General features: G+C 63.2%; 18 protein-coding genes. 4 read left to right on the plus strand and 14 right to left on the minus strand.

Annotated elements, in window-relative coordinates; translation table 11 throughout:
- Positions 1–93: 93 nt before the first annotated feature.
- The 6 genes from AAIH46_RS13510 to AAIH46_RS13535 all read right to left on the minus strand — a co-directional run bounded on the left by AAIH46_RS13510 (position 94) and on the right by AAIH46_RS13535 (position 4,005).
- Entirely contained in the window at positions 94–1,119 is a 1,026-nt protein-coding gene (locus AAIH46_RS13510; RefSeq protein WP_430306384.1) for a DUF3618 domain-containing protein, read from the minus strand.
- Complete coding sequence (locus tag AAIH46_RS13515; protein WP_430306385.1) at positions 1,119–1,535, minus strand: phage holin family protein; 417 nt, start codon at positions 1,533–1,535, stop codon at positions 1,119–1,121. Before AAIH46_RS13515 ends, AAIH46_RS13510 begins: the two co-directional genes overlap by 1 nt.
- Positions 1,528–2,193, minus strand: a complete 666-nt coding sequence (locus AAIH46_RS13520) for a nutrient deprivation-induced protein (protein ID WP_430306386.1) — start codon at positions 2,191–2,193, stop codon at positions 1,528–1,530. The genes AAIH46_RS13515 and AAIH46_RS13520 overlap by 8 nt, the downstream gene beginning before the upstream one ends.
- A 134-nt stretch (positions 2,194–2,327) precedes the next feature.
- The gene (locus tag AAIH46_RS13525) at positions 2,328–2,732 is read right to left on the minus strand and encodes a DUF2177 family protein (protein ID WP_430306387.1); all 405 of its coding nucleotides are present in this window, start codon (positions 2,730–2,732) and stop codon (positions 2,328–2,330) included.
- A gap of 29 nt (positions 2,733–2,761) precedes the next feature.
- The gene (locus AAIH46_RS13530; protein WP_430306388.1) at positions 2,762–3,427 is read right to left on the minus strand and encodes a ChrR family anti-sigma-E factor; all 666 of its coding nucleotides are present in this window, start codon (positions 3,425–3,427) and stop codon (positions 2,762–2,764) included.
- On the minus strand, positions 3,424–4,005 hold the full coding sequence (locus AAIH46_RS13535; RefSeq protein WP_430306390.1) for a sigma-70 family RNA polymerase sigma factor: 582 nt from the start codon (positions 4,003–4,005) through the stop codon (positions 3,424–3,426). The genes AAIH46_RS13530 and AAIH46_RS13535 overlap by 4 nt, the downstream gene beginning before the upstream one ends.
- Positions 4,006–4,215: 210 nt before the next feature.
- Here AAIH46_RS13535 and AAIH46_RS13540 point away from each other — a divergent pair, with 210 nt between their 5' ends.
- The 3 genes from AAIH46_RS13540 to AAIH46_RS13550 are packed head-to-tail and all read left to right on the plus strand — an operon-like array spanning position 4,216 to position 7,577.
- The gene (locus tag AAIH46_RS13540) at positions 4,216–5,562 is read left to right on the plus strand and encodes an NAD(P)/FAD-dependent oxidoreductase (protein WP_430306391.1); all 1,347 of its coding nucleotides are present in this window, start codon (positions 4,216–4,218) and stop codon (positions 5,560–5,562) included.
- A complete protein-coding gene (locus AAIH46_RS13545) occupies positions 5,559–6,338 on the plus strand; it encodes a DUF1365 domain-containing protein (protein WP_430306392.1) in 780 nt (259 codons plus the stop codon). Before AAIH46_RS13540 ends, AAIH46_RS13545 begins: the two co-directional genes overlap by 4 nt.
- 15 nt (positions 6,339–6,353) lie before the next feature.
- Entirely contained in the window at positions 6,354–7,577 is a 1,224-nt protein-coding gene (locus tag AAIH46_RS13550; RefSeq protein ID WP_430306394.1) for a class I SAM-dependent methyltransferase, read from the plus strand.
- 42 nt (positions 7,578–7,619) lie between these two features.
- On the opposite strand, the gene AAIH46_RS13555 is transcribed toward AAIH46_RS13550, so the two are convergent.
- Positions 7,620–8,396, minus strand: coding sequence for an SDR family NAD(P)-dependent oxidoreductase (locus AAIH46_RS13555; protein WP_430306395.1), 777 nt, complete (start codon positions 8,394–8,396; stop codon positions 7,620–7,622).
- 177 nt (positions 8,397–8,573) lie between these two features.
- On the opposite strand from AAIH46_RS13555, the gene AAIH46_RS13560 reads away from it, so the two are divergent.
- Positions 8,574–9,521, plus strand: a complete 948-nt coding sequence (locus AAIH46_RS13560; RefSeq protein WP_430306396.1) for a nucleoside hydrolase — start codon at positions 8,574–8,576, stop codon at positions 9,519–9,521.
- Between the two features lie 71 nt (positions 9,522–9,592).
- Here the strand turns inward: AAIH46_RS13560 and AAIH46_RS13565 are convergent, their stop codons facing one another.
- From AAIH46_RS13565 to AAIH46_RS13595, 7 genes are all read right to left on the minus strand, one after another.
- The gene (locus AAIH46_RS13565) at positions 9,593–10,522 is read right to left on the minus strand and encodes a pseudouridine-5'-phosphate glycosidase (protein ID WP_430306397.1); all 930 of its coding nucleotides are present in this window, start codon (positions 10,520–10,522) and stop codon (positions 9,593–9,595) included.
- 4 nt (positions 10,523–10,526) lie between these two features.
- Positions 10,527–11,645 (minus strand): carbohydrate kinase, encoded by a 1,119-nt coding sequence (locus AAIH46_RS13570; protein ID WP_430306398.1) that lies wholly within the window; start codon positions 11,643–11,645, stop codon positions 10,527–10,529.
- A gap of 96 nt (positions 11,646–11,741) precedes the next feature.
- A complete protein-coding gene (gene pncB, locus AAIH46_RS13575) occupies positions 11,742–13,049 on the minus strand; it encodes a nicotinate phosphoribosyltransferase (protein WP_430306399.1) in 1,308 nt (435 codons plus the stop codon).
- A 151-nt stretch (positions 13,050–13,200) separates the two neighbouring features.
- Positions 13,201–13,509 carry a hypothetical protein gene (locus AAIH46_RS13580; protein ID WP_430306400.1) on the minus strand — a complete coding sequence of 103 codons (309 nt, stop codon included), beginning with the start codon at positions 13,507–13,509 and terminating at the stop codon, positions 13,201–13,203.
- A 102-nt stretch (positions 13,510–13,611) separates the two neighbouring features.
- Positions 13,612–15,240, minus strand: coding sequence for an ABC transporter ATP-binding protein (locus AAIH46_RS13585; protein ID WP_430306401.1), 1,629 nt, complete (start codon positions 15,238–15,240; stop codon positions 13,612–13,614).
- Entirely contained in the window at positions 15,237–15,503 is a 267-nt protein-coding gene (locus AAIH46_RS13590; RefSeq protein ID WP_430306402.1) for a hypothetical protein, read from the minus strand. The genes AAIH46_RS13585 and AAIH46_RS13590 overlap by 4 nt, the downstream gene beginning before the upstream one ends.
- A gap of 232 nt (positions 15,504–15,735) precedes the next feature.
- A complete protein-coding gene (locus tag AAIH46_RS13595) occupies positions 15,736–15,984 on the minus strand; it encodes a hypothetical protein (protein ID WP_430306403.1) in 249 nt (82 codons plus the stop codon).
- Positions 15,985–16,023 lie beyond the last annotated feature (39 nt).

Below are 16,023 nucleotides of genomic sequence, written 5' to 3' on the forward strand. Positions count from 1 at the left end.
GCCTCGCCGCATTTCCGGTATCGTTCATATCAGACAGAGAAAGGCCCGCCGGAGGCGGACCTTTCCTGCTGCGTCACATTCTTCGCGCAGGAGTCAATGCGCGCGCGGCGTGGTGGTGCCGTCGGCCTGGCGATACTGCTGGGCTTCCTCTGCAATCCGCTCGCGTGCGACGTCGTGCACTTCGGATGCAACGGCTGCGACCTTGTGCGAGACATCGGTCACCACATCTTCGGCCTTGTCCATGGCCGCGGAAGCACGGCTTGCGACCTCGCCCTTCACCTGGTCGGCCATCTCGCCGAGCATCTCGTCTTCCTGCTCGGTCCGCGGCAGAGCCGCGCCGATTGCAGCACCGATGGCGAAGGCAAGCGCACCGCCGATCAACGGCTGGTCCTGGAACTGACGCAGGATGACTTCATTCATCCGCATCGTCTGCTCCTTCACCGTATCGCCCATGTGTGCCGAGCTCTTGCCGGCAGAGCGACCCGCTTCCTTGACGTTGCGGCCCATCTTGCTGGCCTGATGACCGATCTTCTGCCAGGTGCTGGAGATCCAGCCAGAGGCATCGTCGAACAGCTTGCCGGTCTCGTCGCGGATATCGTTGATCTGGCGGCCGGCAGAGTCGGCAAAGCCGCGATAGGTCTTGCCGCTTTGATCGACGAAGTGGCCGGCGCGGCGGCCGGTTTCATCTGTGATCGCCTTGAACCGGCTACCGGCAGAATCCGTGAAGTGGCTGTAGCGGCCGGTGGTGTCGTGCTCGACAGGGCCGAGACGACGGACCGGGCCGGAGACGGTGGCCAGCGGGTAATCCACATCGTCGTCCTCGACATCCGGATAGCGCGTCGCGGACGTGGTGGAACCAGAATTCTGGCTTGCCATCATCCACGCCAGGCTGACGCCCATCAGCGCTACCGGCATCGGGTTGGTCTTCACCGCTCCGCCAAGATTGGCAAAGAAATCGGCTGCGCCGCTGCCCTTCGCATAGGAAAGCGCCTCATCGATGAGCTGGCCCGGCGACATGCGGCTCTGGATCTCGTCCAGCTTCGCACCGATCCGCTGACGGTCCTGCTCGATTTCGCGCTCGATCTGCTCTGGGCTGGAATTATCGTTGGTGTAAGCCATCACGTTCTCTCCTTGAGGACCTGCGCATCGCGCCGAAGCGAGGTGGTGGTGCGGTCGAAATTGAGGTTGTTGTCCTTGATGGCAGCCAAACCCCGGGAAATCATGCCCCAGGCGATCAGCGCGACCACGACGCCAACAACAACAGCCGACAGTGCTTCGGCGTTATGCTCGGCGAAGCCGCGGGCAATGAGGAAGGCAGACAGGCCGCTGACCAGGGCGGCCAGAAGCACGCCGACGGCGCCGATCGCGAAGATCAGTCCCGCTAGAAGCGCCTCGACGCCGACGATGGCACGCGACATCTTTTCGGATGCCTCGGCCTTGGCAAGGCTGATCTCCTTGCGGAAAAGGCCGGAGATATCGCCGACCAGGCCCGTCACCAGTTCTGAAAGCGGGCGGTTGTCAGTTCCGTTAGCCATTGATGCCTCCCTGATTGGGCGTGGTGCCAGCCGTGGAGGCGGCAGTGCGGGTGCCGGACGCGGATGCGGTGCCGGTTGCACGTGGGGTGGTGGATGATGTGCCGAGGTCAGAGCCTGCGGTGCCGGTCGTGCGCGGCTTCATCGACGACTGGCGGCTGGCGGACGCCCCGATGAAGCGGCTGGCAGCGAGGCCGGCGATTGCAGCCATGCCCAGGAAGGCAAGCGGCTGGCGGCGACCGAAATCTTCGGCCATGCCGGCGATCTCGCTCATGTTGCGGCCCTTGATGTCTTCAGCAAAGCGCTCGACCGTCTCGCCCATCTGGCGTGTCATGCGGCCGACATCCGGCTGTTCCTGGTTTTCGAGTTCGTCACCGGCCTTCTTGATGGCAGCAGCGATGCCGGCCATCTTCTCGGCGGCAAAACCCTTCTGCTCCTCGGCCATTTCACCGGCGCGGGCAGACACGTTCGAAAACTCTTCCTGCGCCATGTTGCGCACCGAGGCCAAGTCTTCCTTGGCCTTCTGGCGCAGGTCGCCGTCGGCATGCGCGCCGGCGTTCGAGGATCCCTGGCCGTCCGACCGGCCGGGCTGGTCTGTGATGGATGCGTAGGTGGAGCCGGCCTGGGGACCGTCACCCCTGTTCATGTCTCTGTCCGTCATGGAACTCTCCCTTTGGTGGCGGGCGATCGGCTTTGCGAAGAGTTCGCTGCGATCAGGGAGAGAACACAATCCCGCCGGCTTTGTTCCGACGGCCCGGCAACCGGGCGCGCAACGCGCTGGGAGACGGTGTCGCGTTAGCCGACGAGCTTCTGGGTAACCAACAAGCCGATCGCGGCGGCAGTTCCTGTGAGCAGCGTGCCCCAGGCGAGATCGACGAGGCTCATCGGCAGGGGCCAGGACTTCAGCGTCGCGAGATTGGTGATGTCATAGGTTCCGTAGGCGACGAGGCCAAGCAGCGCACCGGCAAACAGCGCCTGGCTCCAGCTGCCGCCGGCGATATACGGATGTACGGCGAAGTAGACGATGCCGGCGACGTAAACGAGGTAGAAGGCACCCGCAGCGACGAAATTCGGGCGTTCACGCATCATCTCGCCGAGCTGACTGCGATAGAAGCCGGTAGCCACCGTTCCCAGCCATAGAAAATCCAGCCCGAAGAAAACGGCGGCCGTCGACAGGTAGGCAACCACATAGACCAACATCGTTATCTCCGCGTGTATCGGGGGTGCTATCAGATCTTCAGGATCGGCTGGATCAGCCGGACGATCCAGCTGCTGAATTTGAGCGGCGCCTCGGTCACCGCGAGGCAAATGCAGTCCTCGCCTTCGGTTGCCGTCGGCGTGTGCAGGAGATCGCCGTCAGCATCCTCCACGTCGCCGCGTGCAAAGACCTCTTCGCCATCCCGGAAGCTGCCGGACAGCACCAGGGTCAGCTCACGGCCCTCGTGCGTATGCTCGGGAACCGGGCGGCCGGCCGGGATCCGCAGGAGACGAACCTGGCTCGACCGATCGCCGGTATCGATCCGGATGTGGTAGGCGCCGCGGCCCAATGCCCGCCATTTGAGGTCGCCGACATCGCCACCCACATACGACCGCAGCGGCTCCGGAATCACACTCGGCACTGCCAACGGGGCGGACTTCGCAAGCGCTGTCGGCTCTTCGGCAGGCTCGCAGACGATGCGCGCCTTCATCCGTTCCCATTCCGATGCCGTCACCTGCGGACCCTCGACGATCTTGTCGAGCAGCGCACCGGCCGCTCCTTCCATCGCCTGCAACTGTCGCCGGCATGCCGGACACAGCGCAAGATGGGTGGCGACCACCAGGCTCCAGCCTTCCGAGAGATTGCCCGAGGCGTAGTCGAGCAAGAGCATTTCGTCGATGTGATGGTTGACCTTCACCGCCGGCCCTCCAGCGTCGTGCGCAGCTTTTCAAAGGCCAGCCGAATGCGGGATTTCACCGTTCCGAGCGGAATGCCCAGGTCCTCGGCGATGGTGGAATGCGACACATCGTCGAAGAATGCCCGGCGCAGCACGTCCATCTGCTCTGCGGGAAGCGTCAGCATTGCCTGCCGCAACAGCTCCGCATCCTGGCGACCTTCGAGTTCGACGTCGGCGGGCGGCACGTCGTCCTTGACGAAGACCGGATCGGTCTCGTCGAACACCGGACGCTTGCGGCGCAAGGCGTCGATCCGCTGATTGCGGGCGATCGTGAAGATCCAGGCGGACACGTTGCCGCGGCCGGGATCGAACTGCACGGCCTTGTTCCAGACCGCCGTCATTGTTTCCTGCATCAACTCATCCGCAAGCTGCACGTCGCGCGTCTTCATCGCCATGAAGGAGCGCACCCGTGGCCCGTAATAGCGAAACAGTCTCTCGAAGGCTTCGACGTCCCGACTTTCGCCAACTGCGGCAAGGAGGCGGGAGAGGTCGGCCGGTGCAAGATCCTGATCCGATGTTTGCCTGTCGCTACGTTTCATCCTGCGGCCATGCTGAATACGATCGATCGGCGGAAATACCGCCCTCGCTTCGTTGTGGCACGCCCTTGCCAGGATGGAAACCGTCAAGCTCATGCAGGCCGTTACGGCGAAGCCGCGAAGGCGGATCATCCAGAAAAGCGGAATTTCTGCAAATCCGTTTGCGTTTCTGCTGCGTAACGACAAAACCCGAACAAACAACGGAAATGGACAATGGTTTCAGGTCAGTCGGAAAATCGCCGTATCGCCGTTGTTGGCTCGGGCATCAGCGGACTTTCGGCCGCCTGGCTTTCCGCATCAGCACATAAGGTGGTCCTGTACGAAGCCGCAACACGGCTTGGCGGCCATGCGAACACCGCAAGCGTTCCCACCCCGACGGGCGACCTAGAGGTCGATACCGGCTTCATCGTCTTCAACGACAAGAACTATCCGAACCTGGTTGCGCTGTTTGACCATCTGGGCGTCGCGACGGAGGCTTCCGAAATGTCGTTCGCGGCATCGATCGACGATGGCGCCTTCGAATATTCCGGCACCGGACTGAAGGGCCTGATCGGCCAGCGTAGCAATGCCGCCCGCCCGCGCTTCTGGCGCATGCTGTCGGATGTCCTGCGATTTTACCGGGCGGCCGAGACGCTGATGCAGAAGGCCGATCTCGACACCATGACGCTCGGCGACTATCTGGACAGGGAGCGCTACTCGAAAGCCTTCATCGACGATCACCTGCTGCCGATGGGTGCCGCAATCTGGTCGATGACGACGTCGGACATGCGCTCTTATCCGCTCGGCGCCTTCGTCCGCTTCTTCGTCCATCATGGGCTGATCCTGCTCTCCGGCAGGCCGCGCTGGCGAACGGTGTCCGGCGGCAGCCGCCAATACGTTCAAAAGCTTGCCGACGCCTTTGCCGGCGAGATCCGCCTCGGCTGCGGGGTTGCAAAAATCTCGCGCCAGGCGACCGGCAAGGTTCTGGTGACCGACATCCACGGCCAGCAGGATCTGTTCGACGACGTGATCATCGCCTCGCACGCCGACGAGGCTTTGCGGCTTCTCGAGGATGCCGATCCCATGGAACGCGAACTGCTGGGCGCCTTCCGCTACACCGACAACGTCGCCATCCTGCATTCCGACGAGCGGCTGATGCCGAAGCGCAAGAGCGTGTGGTCGAGCTGGAACTACATCGGCGGCAAGCGCCAGGACGAAGAGACCCCGCTCTGCGTCACCTACTGGATGAACCGCCTGCAGAACCTTCCGCAGCAGCACCCGCTGTTCGTCACGCTCAACCCCTGCCGCGAGATTGCCGAAGACCGGATCATCGGCACCTACCACTACACGCATCCGCTTTTCGATACCGCGGCGATGGCCGCACAAAAACAGATCTGGGAGCTGCAGGGCCGCCGCAACACCTGGTTCTGCGGCGCGCATTTCGGCAGCGGCTTCCACGAGGATGGGCTGCAGGCGGGGCTCGCCGTCGCCGAAGCGCTGACCGGCACGCGCCGGCCGTGGAATGTCGCGGACGAATCCGGCCGGATCTACGCGCAACCGCTTCTGGCTGCAGCCGAATGAGCGGCACCTCCGCCCTCTATGCCGGCACAGTCGTGCATGCGCGCCAACGCCCGAAGCGGCACAGCCTGCGCTACCGCGTCTTTTCGATGCTCATCGATCTCGACGACGTCGAAAACCTCGACCGCTCGCTGAAGCTGTTCGGCTATAATCGCCGCGGCGTGTTCAGCTTCTGGGACAAGGATCACGGATCCGGCGAGACCGGCGCGCTTCGCACATGGGTCGAGGGCCATCTGCGCCAGGTGGGGATAGACAAGACCGACACCCGGATCCGCATCCTCTGCTATCCACGGATGTTTGGCTACGTCTTCAATCCCCTGACGATCTACTTCTGCGAGGATCCCGATGGCAGGCTGCTGGCCCTGCTCTACGAGGTCTGCAACACGTTCAAGGAACGCCACACCTACATCATTCCGGCCGCGGGAGCATCCGACGGCGCGGTCCGTCATTCCTGTGCCAAGGCCATGTATGTCTCGCCCTTCGTGCCGATGGACTGCACCTATGATTTCGACATCACTCCGCCGGGCGAACGCGTCCGGATCGACATCCATGAGCGGGATGCCGATGGACCGCTGCTGTTTGCGGGCTTCGCCGGCAGGCGCAAGCCGCTCGACGATCGTGGGCTCCTGAAGATGCTCGTGACCTACCCGCTGATGACGTTGAAGGTGGTTGCCGGCATCCACTGGGAGGCCTTCCGGCTGTGGCGAAAGGGCGTCCCCATCCATCGCCATCGGCCGGCAGCCAAGCCGATCGCCAGCTCCGTCGAAACTGCTGTCTGAGCAAGGAAGCACCGCATGACGCATGCAGACCACGGAAATCCGCTCCTCGTCGAACAGGACGCTCCCCTTTGGGAGCGGATGATCTGCCGGATGCTGGCGCGCACACGGCATGGCCGACTGACGGTGATCTTCCCGAGCGGCCGCGAGCATCACTTCGGCAGCGGTGCGACCGGTCCGGCCGCAACCGTCCGCTTCAACCGGCCGCGCGTGCTGCGGCGTATCGTTACCGGCGGAAGCCTTGGCTTTGCCCGCTCCTACATGGACGGCGACTGGTCCAGCCCTGATCTCGGCAAGGTTCTAGACCTTGCGATCACCAACGAAGCAGACTGGTCAAGGCTTGCAAAGCCGATGGCGCTGATCGCCAGCATCGCGCGCCTGAGACATCGGCTGCGCAGAAATTCGAAGGCCGGCAGCCGCCGCAACATCGCTTTCCATTACGATCTCGGCAACGAGTTCTACCGGCACTGGCTCGACCGTTCGATGACCTATTCCTCCGGCATCTACCCGGCGGCGGATGCAAGCCTCGAAGAGGCGCAGCGGGAGAAATACGGCCGCATCATCCGCGAGCTCGGCATCGGCCCGGACGATCACGTGCTGGAGATCGGCTGCGGCTGGGGCGGCTTCATGGAGCAGGCAATCCGTGAGACCGGATGCAGGGTAACCGGCCTGACACTTTCCAAGGAGCAGGCTTTCTTCGCGACGCGGAGGCTTGCCGAAGCCGGGCTTTCCGATCGGTCAGACATCCGCCTCGAGGACTACCGCGATTGCCGCGGACGGTTCACCAAGATCGTCTCGATCGAAATGTTCGAAGCGGTCGGCGAAGAGCACTGGCCGATCTATTTCGACCGTGTGCGAGACCTGCTGGTGCCGGGCGGCCAAGCGATGATCCAGGTTATCACCATCGACGAAGGCCGCTTCCAGCACTACCGCCGGCACGCAGACTTCATCCAGACCTACATCTTTCCCGGCGGCATGCTGCCGACCGTCAGCGGCTTCGGCGAGATCGCCGAGAAGGCGCATCTGAAGGTGCGCGACTGCCTGCGCTTCGGGCTGGATTACGAGCGCACGCTGCTCGCCTGGGACCGCGCTTTTCAGGCGACGTGGGGAAAGATCGCGCCGCTCGGTTTCGACGAGCGCTTCTTCCGTACCTGGCACTACTACCTGCATTACTGCGCCGCAGGCTTTCGCAACGGCCGCATCGACGTGGCGCAGTTCAGGCTGCAGAGCCCGGCAGCCTGACCGCCACGTCAGGCGCGGGGCGGCCTGTCAGCGGGCGGAGCGTCAGCGACGGACCATCCGGCGAGTGATCATGAAGCGCAGGCTTCGCGGAAGGGCGCGCAGGGTCTTGATCGACACCGCCATCTTCCACGGAAAGATGATCTCGAAGCGGTTGCTCTTCAGGCCCTTGATGATCGCGTCGGCTGCCTCGTCGACGGAAATCAGGAAGGGCATCGGGAAATCGTTCTTCTGCGTCAGCGGCGTGTCGACGAAGCCCGGATTGATGATCCGCAACCGGACGCCCTCGCGCTCGAGTTCCGGATACAGCGCCTCACAGAGAGTGTTGAGTGCCGCCTTGGAGGCGCCGTAGAAGCCCCCACCCGGCAGGCCGACGTAACCTGCGACCGACGCGACGACGGCGATCTCGCCACGGCGACGCGTCACCATGTCGGGGATGACCGCTTCCAACGTATGGCCCGTGCCGATCACGTTGAGCATGAAGGTGTCGGCCAGATCGCCGCTGTCAAAATGCGTGACGCTGTCGCGCTTGTAGCTGCCGGCGGAAAACAGCGCCAGATCGATCGGCCCCAGGCTGTTGCGGATCGCCGCACCGGTTGCGACGGCTGCGGCGCGATCTGTGACGTCGAGCGGGAAGGGAAAGATGCGACCCGGCAGTTCGGCCTGCAGCTGCGCCAGCTTTTCAGCGTTTCTGGCACTGACCGCGACGCGCCAGCCTTCGTCGGCGAGCCGGATCGCGACGGCCCTGCCGATTCCGGAACTGGCGCCGGTAATCCAGGCGACTTCGCCCTCGCCGGAGAGGGATGCGGGTGTGTCGGTCATCGTAGCCTCCGTTTTTACAGATCACTACGCATGCGATGCGGTTCGGTTCTTTCAGAAGCGCCGAGAACCGCAGGGAGCATAGGTCAAAGCGTCGGCTTCCTGCTTGCCGCTCGCTGTTCTGCATGGCAAAGCCATGTTGTATCGCATCGCCTTGCCACGCTAAGAGGACCGACATCCATGACCCAGAAGATCATCATCGACACGGACCCCGGCCAGGACGATGCGCTGGCGATCCTGCTTGCGCTGGCAAGCCCCGAGGTCGAGGTGCTCGGCATCGTCGCGGCCGCCGGTAACGTTCCGCTGTCGCTGACATCGAAGAACATCCGCAAGATCTGCGAACTGGCCGGACGGCCGGATGTGCGGGTGTTTTCGGGCTGCAAAGGGCCGATGGAAGGCAGCCTGTTCACGGCCGAATACGTCCACGGGGCAACCGGCATGGACGGCGCCGACCTGCCGGAGCCGACGATGCCGCTGCAAGCGCAGCACGGCGTCGAATTCATCATCGAGACGGTCATGGCCAATGCGCCGGGGACCGTGACCATCTGCACGCTCGGGCCGATGACCAATCTCGGGACCGCGCTTGCCCGCGAGCCGGCGATCGCCGGACGGATCAAGCAGATCGTGTCGATGGGCGGCGGCCTGTTCGAAGGCGGCAACGTGACGCCGGCGGCGGAATTCAACATCTACGTCGACCCGCGGGCAGCCGAGATCGTGCTGGGCTGCGGCGCGCCGATCGTCCTCATGCCGCTCGATGTGACCCACAAGACGCTGACAACTTCCGCGCGGGTTGCCGCCGTGAAGGCGCTCGGCACGCGGCTTTCGGATGCCGTCGTCGGCTGGCTGGAATTCTTCGAGAGGTTCGACGAGGCAAAGTACGGCACCGACGGCGGGCCGCTGCACGATCCGAACGTCATCGCCTACCTGATCAAGCCGGAACTCTATGCGGGCCGGCTTTGCAACGTCGAAATCGAGACGAAGTCGGAGCTCACCAAGGGCATGACCGTCGCCGACTGGTGGGGCGTCACCCAGCGGCCAAAGAACGCGACGTTCATGCGCGACGTCGATGCCGACGGCTTCTATGCGCTGCTGACTGAACGGCTGCAGCGTCTGCCGCACGAGGCCTGAGGCTTGGATGAGGTTCGCTCCGGAATGCGGAGAGAACCTGCTTCAGCGGGCAGTGGCCGACGGCGACGCCGTCAGCCGTTGGCCTTCTTGATTGCCGCATAGGCGACCGCCATGCGGGCCGCGAGCGCTGCATTGTTCTTCACCAGCGCAATGTTTGCCTTCAGGCTTTCGCCGTTCGACAACTCGTTGATGCGAGACAGCAGGAAGGGCGTCAGCTCCTTGCGGCCGATACCGCGCTGTTCAGCTTCACGCACCGCATCGGCAATCGTTCCATCGATGAAATCGGCCGTGAGGGCCGCGTCCTGCGGGATCGGATTGGCGATCAGCAGCCCGGTTCCGGTGCCGAGACGGTGATGAAGGTGCATGGCCTCGGCGATCTCTTCCGGCGTATCCAGCCGGTGATCCGCCTTGTAGCCGCTGGTGCGGGTGAAGAAGGCCGGAAAATCCTCCGTGCCATAGGCAATCACCGGAACGCGCTGGGTTTCCAGATATTCGAGCGTCTTGGCAATATCGAGGATAGACTTAACGCCGGCACAGACGACAGCCGTCTTCGTACGGCCAAGTTCCGTCAGGTCCGCCGAGATGTCGAAGGTCTGTTCCGCCCCGCGGTGAACGCCGCCGACACCACCCGTGGCGAAAATCTCGATACCGGCCAGGTCGGCGAGCAGCATGGTTGCCGAGACCGTCGTGCCGGCGGAAGCCTTGCGCACCATGGCGACCGCGAGATCCCTGCCGGACGCCTTGACGATGCCCTTGGCCTGCGCCAGCGCTTCCAGTTCGTCGCTCTCCAGCCCGGCCCGCAGCTCCCCGTCGACCACGGCGATCGTTGCCGGAACGGCACCGTTCTCGCGGACCACCGCTTCCACGGCAAGTGCCGTTTCGACATTCGCCGGATAGGGCATGCCGTGGGTGATGATGGTCGATTCCAGAGCCACCACCGGGCCGCCGGCGGCAAGCGCCTCTTGCACTTCACGGCTCAGCTTTGGACGTAGCAGGGTCATCGGTTCATCCTTCCTGGTGTGCAAGCCGGTGTGCATGGGCCTGCAGAAAATGTTGCGAGAGTTCGGGGTGGACGCTTGCCGAGGTTTCTGTGGTGAGCGCCCCGAGCAGGCTGCCGAGGCGGGCTGCCTCGTAGACATCCTGTTCTGCGAGAAGACCGTGGAGCGCGCCGGCGATCATGGCATCCCCGGCGCCCGTCATGTCGATGGCGTTTGCAGCAACGGCGGCAAACGTCCGGACGTTGCTCTCAGCGGCAACGGCCATGCCGCGCGCACCCATGGTGACGACGACGTTGCCAGCTCCCTGACCGGCAAGCCGGAGTGCGGCATCGGCCGCATCATCAAGAGACGTATGGCCGCTGCGGCCGAGCCGGCTGTTGGCCTCGTCGATGTTCATGAACAACAGGTCTATTCCCGTCAGATCCTCCGGCAGGCGGCCCACCTTGTGGGTCGAAACGGCATCGACCGCCAGCTGGAAGCGGGCGCCCTGCCGGCGGGAAACGAGGTAGGCGAGCGTATCGGCAGGCAGATTGCAGTCGGCAAATACCAGCGAGGCCGATGCAAGATGCGCCCAGGCGCGATCAATGTGGTCTGGACGCAGGAGATCGAAGATCCCCATGTCGGCAATGCCCATGACCAGATCGCCCTTCGGGTCGAGGATCGCCGCATATTCGGCCGTCTGTCGCTCACGCGTGGTCACCACCTGGCTGACATCGACGCCACGCTCGCGCAGATGCGCAAGAATCGATGCCCCTGTCTCGTCCTCGCCGACGAGCGAGACGAAGCTGGTGGGCGTGCCGAGAAGCGCCAGATTTTCTGCCACGTTGCGGGCGACGCCGCCGAAGCTGCGCGTACTGTCCACCGGATTGGAGGTTTCCATCACCACCGGCTCGCGCGCCCGATACTTCCGATCAAACACCGCGCCGCCGATCAGGACGGCACGTTTCGGTTCCGGGAGAAGATAGCCGCGCCCGAGCACATAGCCCTTCTGCACCAGCTGAGACACGTGCGCCGCCACCGTCGACCGCGCCAGGCCCAAAGCCGCTGCGATCTCCTGCTGACCGGCGAACGGATTGTCCCGGATGATCTTCAGTACCGATATTTCCTGCGAACCGAGATCGTCCATCAAAGTCGTGTCCCACGCAATCTTGGACACCTTCTCCCAACAACTGTTTTCGTTGTCAACAGTTGTTTAGTTGATGACCTTGACCCTATTGCCTTGTCAGACGAGAACAGCCTGCTCCACGCGATCCTCCTGTCCGAAGAAGCGCAGGTAGCGCTGAACTTCCGCAGGGTCGCCGGTCGCCTTGCGTGGATTATCTGAAAGCTTGACGGCGGGGCGCCCATTGGCTTCGCTGACCTTGCAGACGATCGAGATCGGCTTCAGCCCATCGATTTCACTCGGGGCGCAACCGGCAAAGTCGTTGGTGAGATTGGTACCCCAGCCAAAGCCCATGCGGACGCGGCCCTCGAAGTGCCGGTAGGTATCGATGATCGCATCGACGTCCAGCCCGTCGGAAAACACCAGCAGCTTCTGCCTCGGATCACGACCCATCTTCTTCCACCAGGCGATGATCCGTTCACCGCCCTCGATCGGCGGCGCGCTATCTGGCCGAAAACCAGTCCAGTCGGCCACCCATTCCGGCGCGTCGCGCAGGAAGGAGGCCGTGCCGAATGCATCCGGGAGAACGACCAGCAGGTTACCGCCGTAGAGGCGGTTCCACTCCTTAAGCACCTGGTAGGGTGCGGCGCGCAGCTCCGCGTCACTGTTGGCAAGTGCCGCCATCACCATCGGCAGTTCGTGCGCATTGGTGCCGACGGCTTCCAGATCCGAATCCATCGCAAGCAGGACGTTGCTGGTGCCGGTAAAGGCCGGGCCGATCCCTTCCTTCAGCGCCTCGACACACCAGCGCTGCCACAGGAAGCTGTGGCGACGGCGGGTTCCGAAATCCGAAATCCTGAGACCCGGCAGAGCCTGCAGACGCTCGACCTTCGCCCACATCTTCGCCTTGGCGCGTGCATAGAGAACGTCGAGCGTGAATGGTCCGAGGCTCCGCATCGCCGAGCGCGAGCGCAGCTCGTTGATGATGGCAAGCGCCGGGATCTCCCACATGGTGGTATCGGTCCAACGGCCGTGGAACGTCAACTCATACTGGCCGTCGCGCTTCGACAGCTCGTATTCCGGCAACTGGTATCTCGACAGCCAGGCAAGGAAGTCAGGTTCGAAGATCTGCTCCTTGCCGTAGAAGCTGTTACCGGCAAGCCAGATCATCTCCTTCTTGGAGAGCCGGAGCGTCCGGGCGTGATCGAGCTGATCGCGAAGCTCGGCCTCGTCGATTTCGTCGGTCAGCCGCACCGTCTTGGTGCGGTTGATCAGCGAAAACGTCACATCCGTATCCGGATGCAGCTTCCAGATCATCTGCAGCATCAGAAGCTTGTAGAAGTCCGTATCGATCAGGCTGCGGACGATGGGATCCAGCTTCCACGTGTGATTATAGACACGTTTCGCGATATCGGTCTTCGTTGCCATGGCTGCCTCTGCCCACACTCCTCCCGGGAGGGGGCTTCGTTACGACGGAGGCTCCCACGCAGGGAACCTCTCGGACGTTATCGAAAAAAGCCGGAGCAAAGTCCAGACACAGACCGCTTAAATCGATTGAGCCGCTGGCGACCTAGAAGCGTCAGGGATTGGCCGAGGGCTGAGCGTTGGGATTGGCCGGGGTCGTCGATCCGGCGGGCGGCGTTGCCGTCTGTTCGGCCGGCGGTTCCGTCGACTGTCCCCACCATTCTGCGGCTCCCCAGGCGACCATGGCGAGCACGAGGCCACAGACCAGCACCATGAAGACGGGCATGCCGCGTCGGCCCTGGCGGGCTTCCGTGGGGCTCATGGGACGCTCGGCCTGTTCCACCGGGCGCGTCGCGCTGCGGGTGAAGTTCGGATCCTGCAAATGTGCGGGCGTGGTCTCGGTGGGATCGATACGGCTGTTCATGCGCGTTACTCCTCTCGTCGCGCGGCATCGGCCCCGCGTCTCCTGCAAGGCAACGGGAAATCTTCGGGTTTGTTCCCGTAACGGCGACCTGCCTAATGGCGACTACTGCGCGATGGCACCGGTTGCGATCGCCTTCATGTTGAAGGCGGCAGCCATCAGGGCGCGCGTGTATTCGTTCTGCGGCGCGCCGAAGATCTGCTCCGACGGCCCCTCCTCCATCACCTTGCCGGCGCGCATGACGATCACGTGGTTTGCGAGCGCCTTCACCACCTTCAAGTCGTGGCTGATGAACAGATAGGCGAGATCATGCTTGCGCTGCAGGTCGCGCAGCAGGTCGACCACCTGCGCCTGAACCGTCATGTCGAGAGCGGAGGTCGGCTCGTCGAGCATCACGAACCGCGGCTTCAGCACCATCGCCCGGGCAATGGCGATGCGTTGCCGCTGGCCGCCGGAGAATTCGTGCGGATAACGCCAGCGCGTGGCGGGGTCGAGGCCGACCTCGTCCAGCGCACCGGCCACCGCCAGGTCCCGTTCGGCCGACGACAGGTTGGGCTGATGCACCTTCAGACCCTCGGCAATGATCTCTCCGACCGACATGCGCGGGCTGAGCGAGCCGTAAGGGTCCTGGAAGACCACCTGCAGCCTGTCGCGCAGCGGTCGCATGCGCTTGAAGCTGTAGGAGCCTATGTCCTTTCCTATGAAGGCGATCTGACCCTGCGACGAGATCAGCCGGGTAAGCGCAAGACCAAGCGTCGTCTTGCCGGAGCCGGATTCGCCGACCACGCCGACGGTCTCGCCGGCGCGCAACGTCACATCGATGCCGTCGACCGCCTTCACGTGATCGACTACCCGGCGCATGAAGCCGGCCTTTACCGGAAACCAGACGCGGACGTCGCGGCCTTCGATGACCACGGGTCTCGACGGATCTGCCGATGGCGGTTCGCCGCGTGGTTCGGAGGCAAGCAGGTGACGGGTGTAGTCGTGCTGGGGGGCGCTGAACACCTCCTCGACGGTACCCCGTTCGACGATCTTGCCCTTGGTCATGACGCAGACCCTGTCTGCAAACCGCCGCACAATGCCGAGATCATGGGTGATGAAGAGAATGGACATGCCGTACTCGACCTGCAACCGCTTCAGCAGTTCGAGGATCTGCGCCTGCACCGTTACGTCGAGCGCTGTCGTCGGTTCGTCGGCGATCAGCAGTTTCGGGCGGTTGGCGAGGGCCATGGCGATCATGACGCGCTGTCGCTGGCCACCGGAGAGTTCGTGAGGATAGGCCTTCAGCCGCTTTTCCGGGTCACGAATGCCGACCTGGTGCAGCAGTTCGAGGATACGCTCGCCAACCGCCTCGCCAGCCATCCCCTGATGCAGTTCGACGATTTCGCCAACCTGCCTCTCGATCGTGTGCAGCGGGTTGAGCGACGTCATCGGCTCCTGAAAAATCATCGTGACATCGTTGCCGCGCACCTTGCGGAGTTGCGGCTCGGTGGCTTTCAACAGATCTGCGCCGCCAAACAGGATTTCCCCGGAGGGGTGGCTGGCGGACGGATAGGGCAGAAGCTTCAGTACCGAGTTGGCGGTCACCGACTTTCCCGAACCGCTCTCGCCGACCAGAGCCATCACTTCGCCGGGCGCGATGTCGAAGGATACCCGGTCGACGGCCAGCGTCTGCTTGCCCCCCTGATGGAAGGCGACGGAGAGATCGCGGACGGAGAGAAGTGCTTCGGTCATGCGGTGAGGCTTTCGAGAAGAGCGGCAAGTGAGGGTTCGTCGAGCCGGCATATGTCGAGCTTCGACATCGGCCGCGGCCCAAGGATGGGATGATCGACCTCATCAAGTCCATCAATGCCAAAGTCGGCGCTGAGAAAACAGGTGGCCCCGCCGACCAAGGCAGACGAGACGTGTATGGCATCGGGCAGTTTACTGGCGTGCCGATTGGCTCTCAGGAAAGCAGCCAAATCCAGTACCTCGTTCGAAACAGGAAGGATCTCCATCCATGAAAGACCGCCGAACCAGGAACGGTATGCGCGATCAGTTGCGTTTCCCCGTTCCTGTACGGCTTTACCAGCAGTTCCGACAAAGTCAGTGTACTGGTGACGAGCATGGGCTTTGGTTTGGATGCGGCCACAGTGACAACCTGCTCCAGTAGACGGCGCGCTCTTCCCTCTCCTTCGTTCAAGAGAATGAGGGCGTTCGTGTCGAGGTAAAGACGGCGACCGCCCGCCATCAGTGGTCCCACTCGTCACGAAGTTCACGAATACGATGAACGGCATCCTCGACAGTGACCCGCTCGGGATTGTTCCGACGATATTCCTCAATCTGCCGCATCGATTCATGAAAGCTCATCGGCCGCTGTTCGACTTTAACAGCTTCCACTTCCACCACCACGCGCACCGTCGAGCCCGCCTCAAGACCTTCGCGCAGGTCTTCGGGCAGTTTTTCCACCGGGTAGTGCTCACGCACGATCTTGTTCATCTCGTCCGCCTTGTCTGCGCCAATCAGCATGCTGCCATA

The sequence above is a fragment of the Rhizobium sp. 0TCS1.26 genome (assembly GCF_050455525.1).
Classification (GTDB): domain Bacteria; phylum Pseudomonadota; class Alphaproteobacteria; order Rhizobiales; family Rhizobiaceae; genus Neorhizobium.

What these genes read in the sequence shown, in the direction of transcription:
- AAIH46_RS13595 (WP_430306403.1), bottom strand. Translation starts at nt 15,984, where the DNA reads ATGAACAAGATCGTGCGTGAGCACTACCCGGTGGAAAAACTGCCCGAA.
- AAIH46_RS13590 (WP_430306402.1), bottom strand. Translation starts at nt 15,503, where the DNA reads ATGGAGATCCTTCCTGTTTCGAACGAGGTACTGGATTTGGCTGCTTTC.
- AAIH46_RS13535 (WP_430306390.1), bottom strand. Translation starts at nt 4,005, where the DNA reads ATGAAACGTAGCGACAGGCAAACATCGGATCAGGATCTTGCACCGGCC.
- AAIH46_RS13515 (WP_430306385.1), bottom strand. Translation starts at nt 1,535, where the DNA reads ATGGCTAACGGAACTGACAACCGCCCGCTTTCAGAACTGGTGACGGGC.
- AAIH46_RS13510 (WP_430306384.1), bottom strand. Translation starts at nt 1,119, where the DNA reads ATGGCTTACACCAACGATAATTCCAGCCCAGAGCAGATCGAGCGCGAA.
- AAIH46_RS13565 (WP_430306397.1), bottom strand. Translation starts at nt 10,522, where the DNA reads ATGACCCTGCTACGTCCAAAGCTGAGCCGTGAAGTGCAAGAGGCGCTT.
- AAIH46_RS13585 (WP_430306401.1), bottom strand. Translation starts at nt 15,240, where the DNA reads ATGACCGAAGCACTTCTCTCCGTCCGCGATCTCTCCGTCGCCTTCCAT.
- AAIH46_RS13555 (WP_430306395.1), bottom strand. Translation starts at nt 8,396, where the DNA reads ATGACCGACACACCCGCATCCCTCTCCGGCGAGGGCGAAGTCGCCTGG.
- AAIH46_RS13550 (WP_430306394.1), top strand. Translation starts at nt 6,354, where the DNA reads ATGACGCATGCAGACCACGGAAATCCGCTCCTCGTCGAACAGGACGCT.
- AAIH46_RS13520 (WP_430306386.1), bottom strand. Translation starts at nt 2,193, where the DNA reads ATGACGGACAGAGACATGAACAGGGGTGACGGTCCCCAGGCCGGCTCC.
- pncB (WP_430306399.1), bottom strand. Translation starts at nt 13,049, where the DNA reads ATGGCAACGAAGACCGATATCGCGAAACGTGTCTATAATCACACGTGG.
- AAIH46_RS13570 (WP_430306398.1), bottom strand. Translation starts at nt 11,645, where the DNA reads ATGGACGATCTCGGTTCGCAGGAAATATCGGTACTGAAGATCATCCGG.
- AAIH46_RS13540 (WP_430306391.1), top strand. Translation starts at nt 4,216, where the DNA reads ATGGTTTCAGGTCAGTCGGAAAATCGCCGTATCGCCGTTGTTGGCTCG.
- AAIH46_RS13560 (WP_430306396.1), top strand. Translation starts at nt 8,574, where the DNA reads ATGACCCAGAAGATCATCATCGACACGGACCCCGGCCAGGACGATGCG.
- AAIH46_RS13545 (WP_430306392.1), top strand. Translation starts at nt 5,559, where the DNA reads ATGAGCGGCACCTCCGCCCTCTATGCCGGCACAGTCGTGCATGCGCGC.
- AAIH46_RS13580 (WP_430306400.1), bottom strand. Translation starts at nt 13,509, where the DNA reads ATGAACAGCCGTATCGATCCCACCGAGACCACGCCCGCACATTTGCAG.
- AAIH46_RS13525 (WP_430306387.1), bottom strand. Translation starts at nt 2,732, where the DNA reads ATGTTGGTCTATGTGGTTGCCTACCTGTCGACGGCCGCCGTTTTCTTC.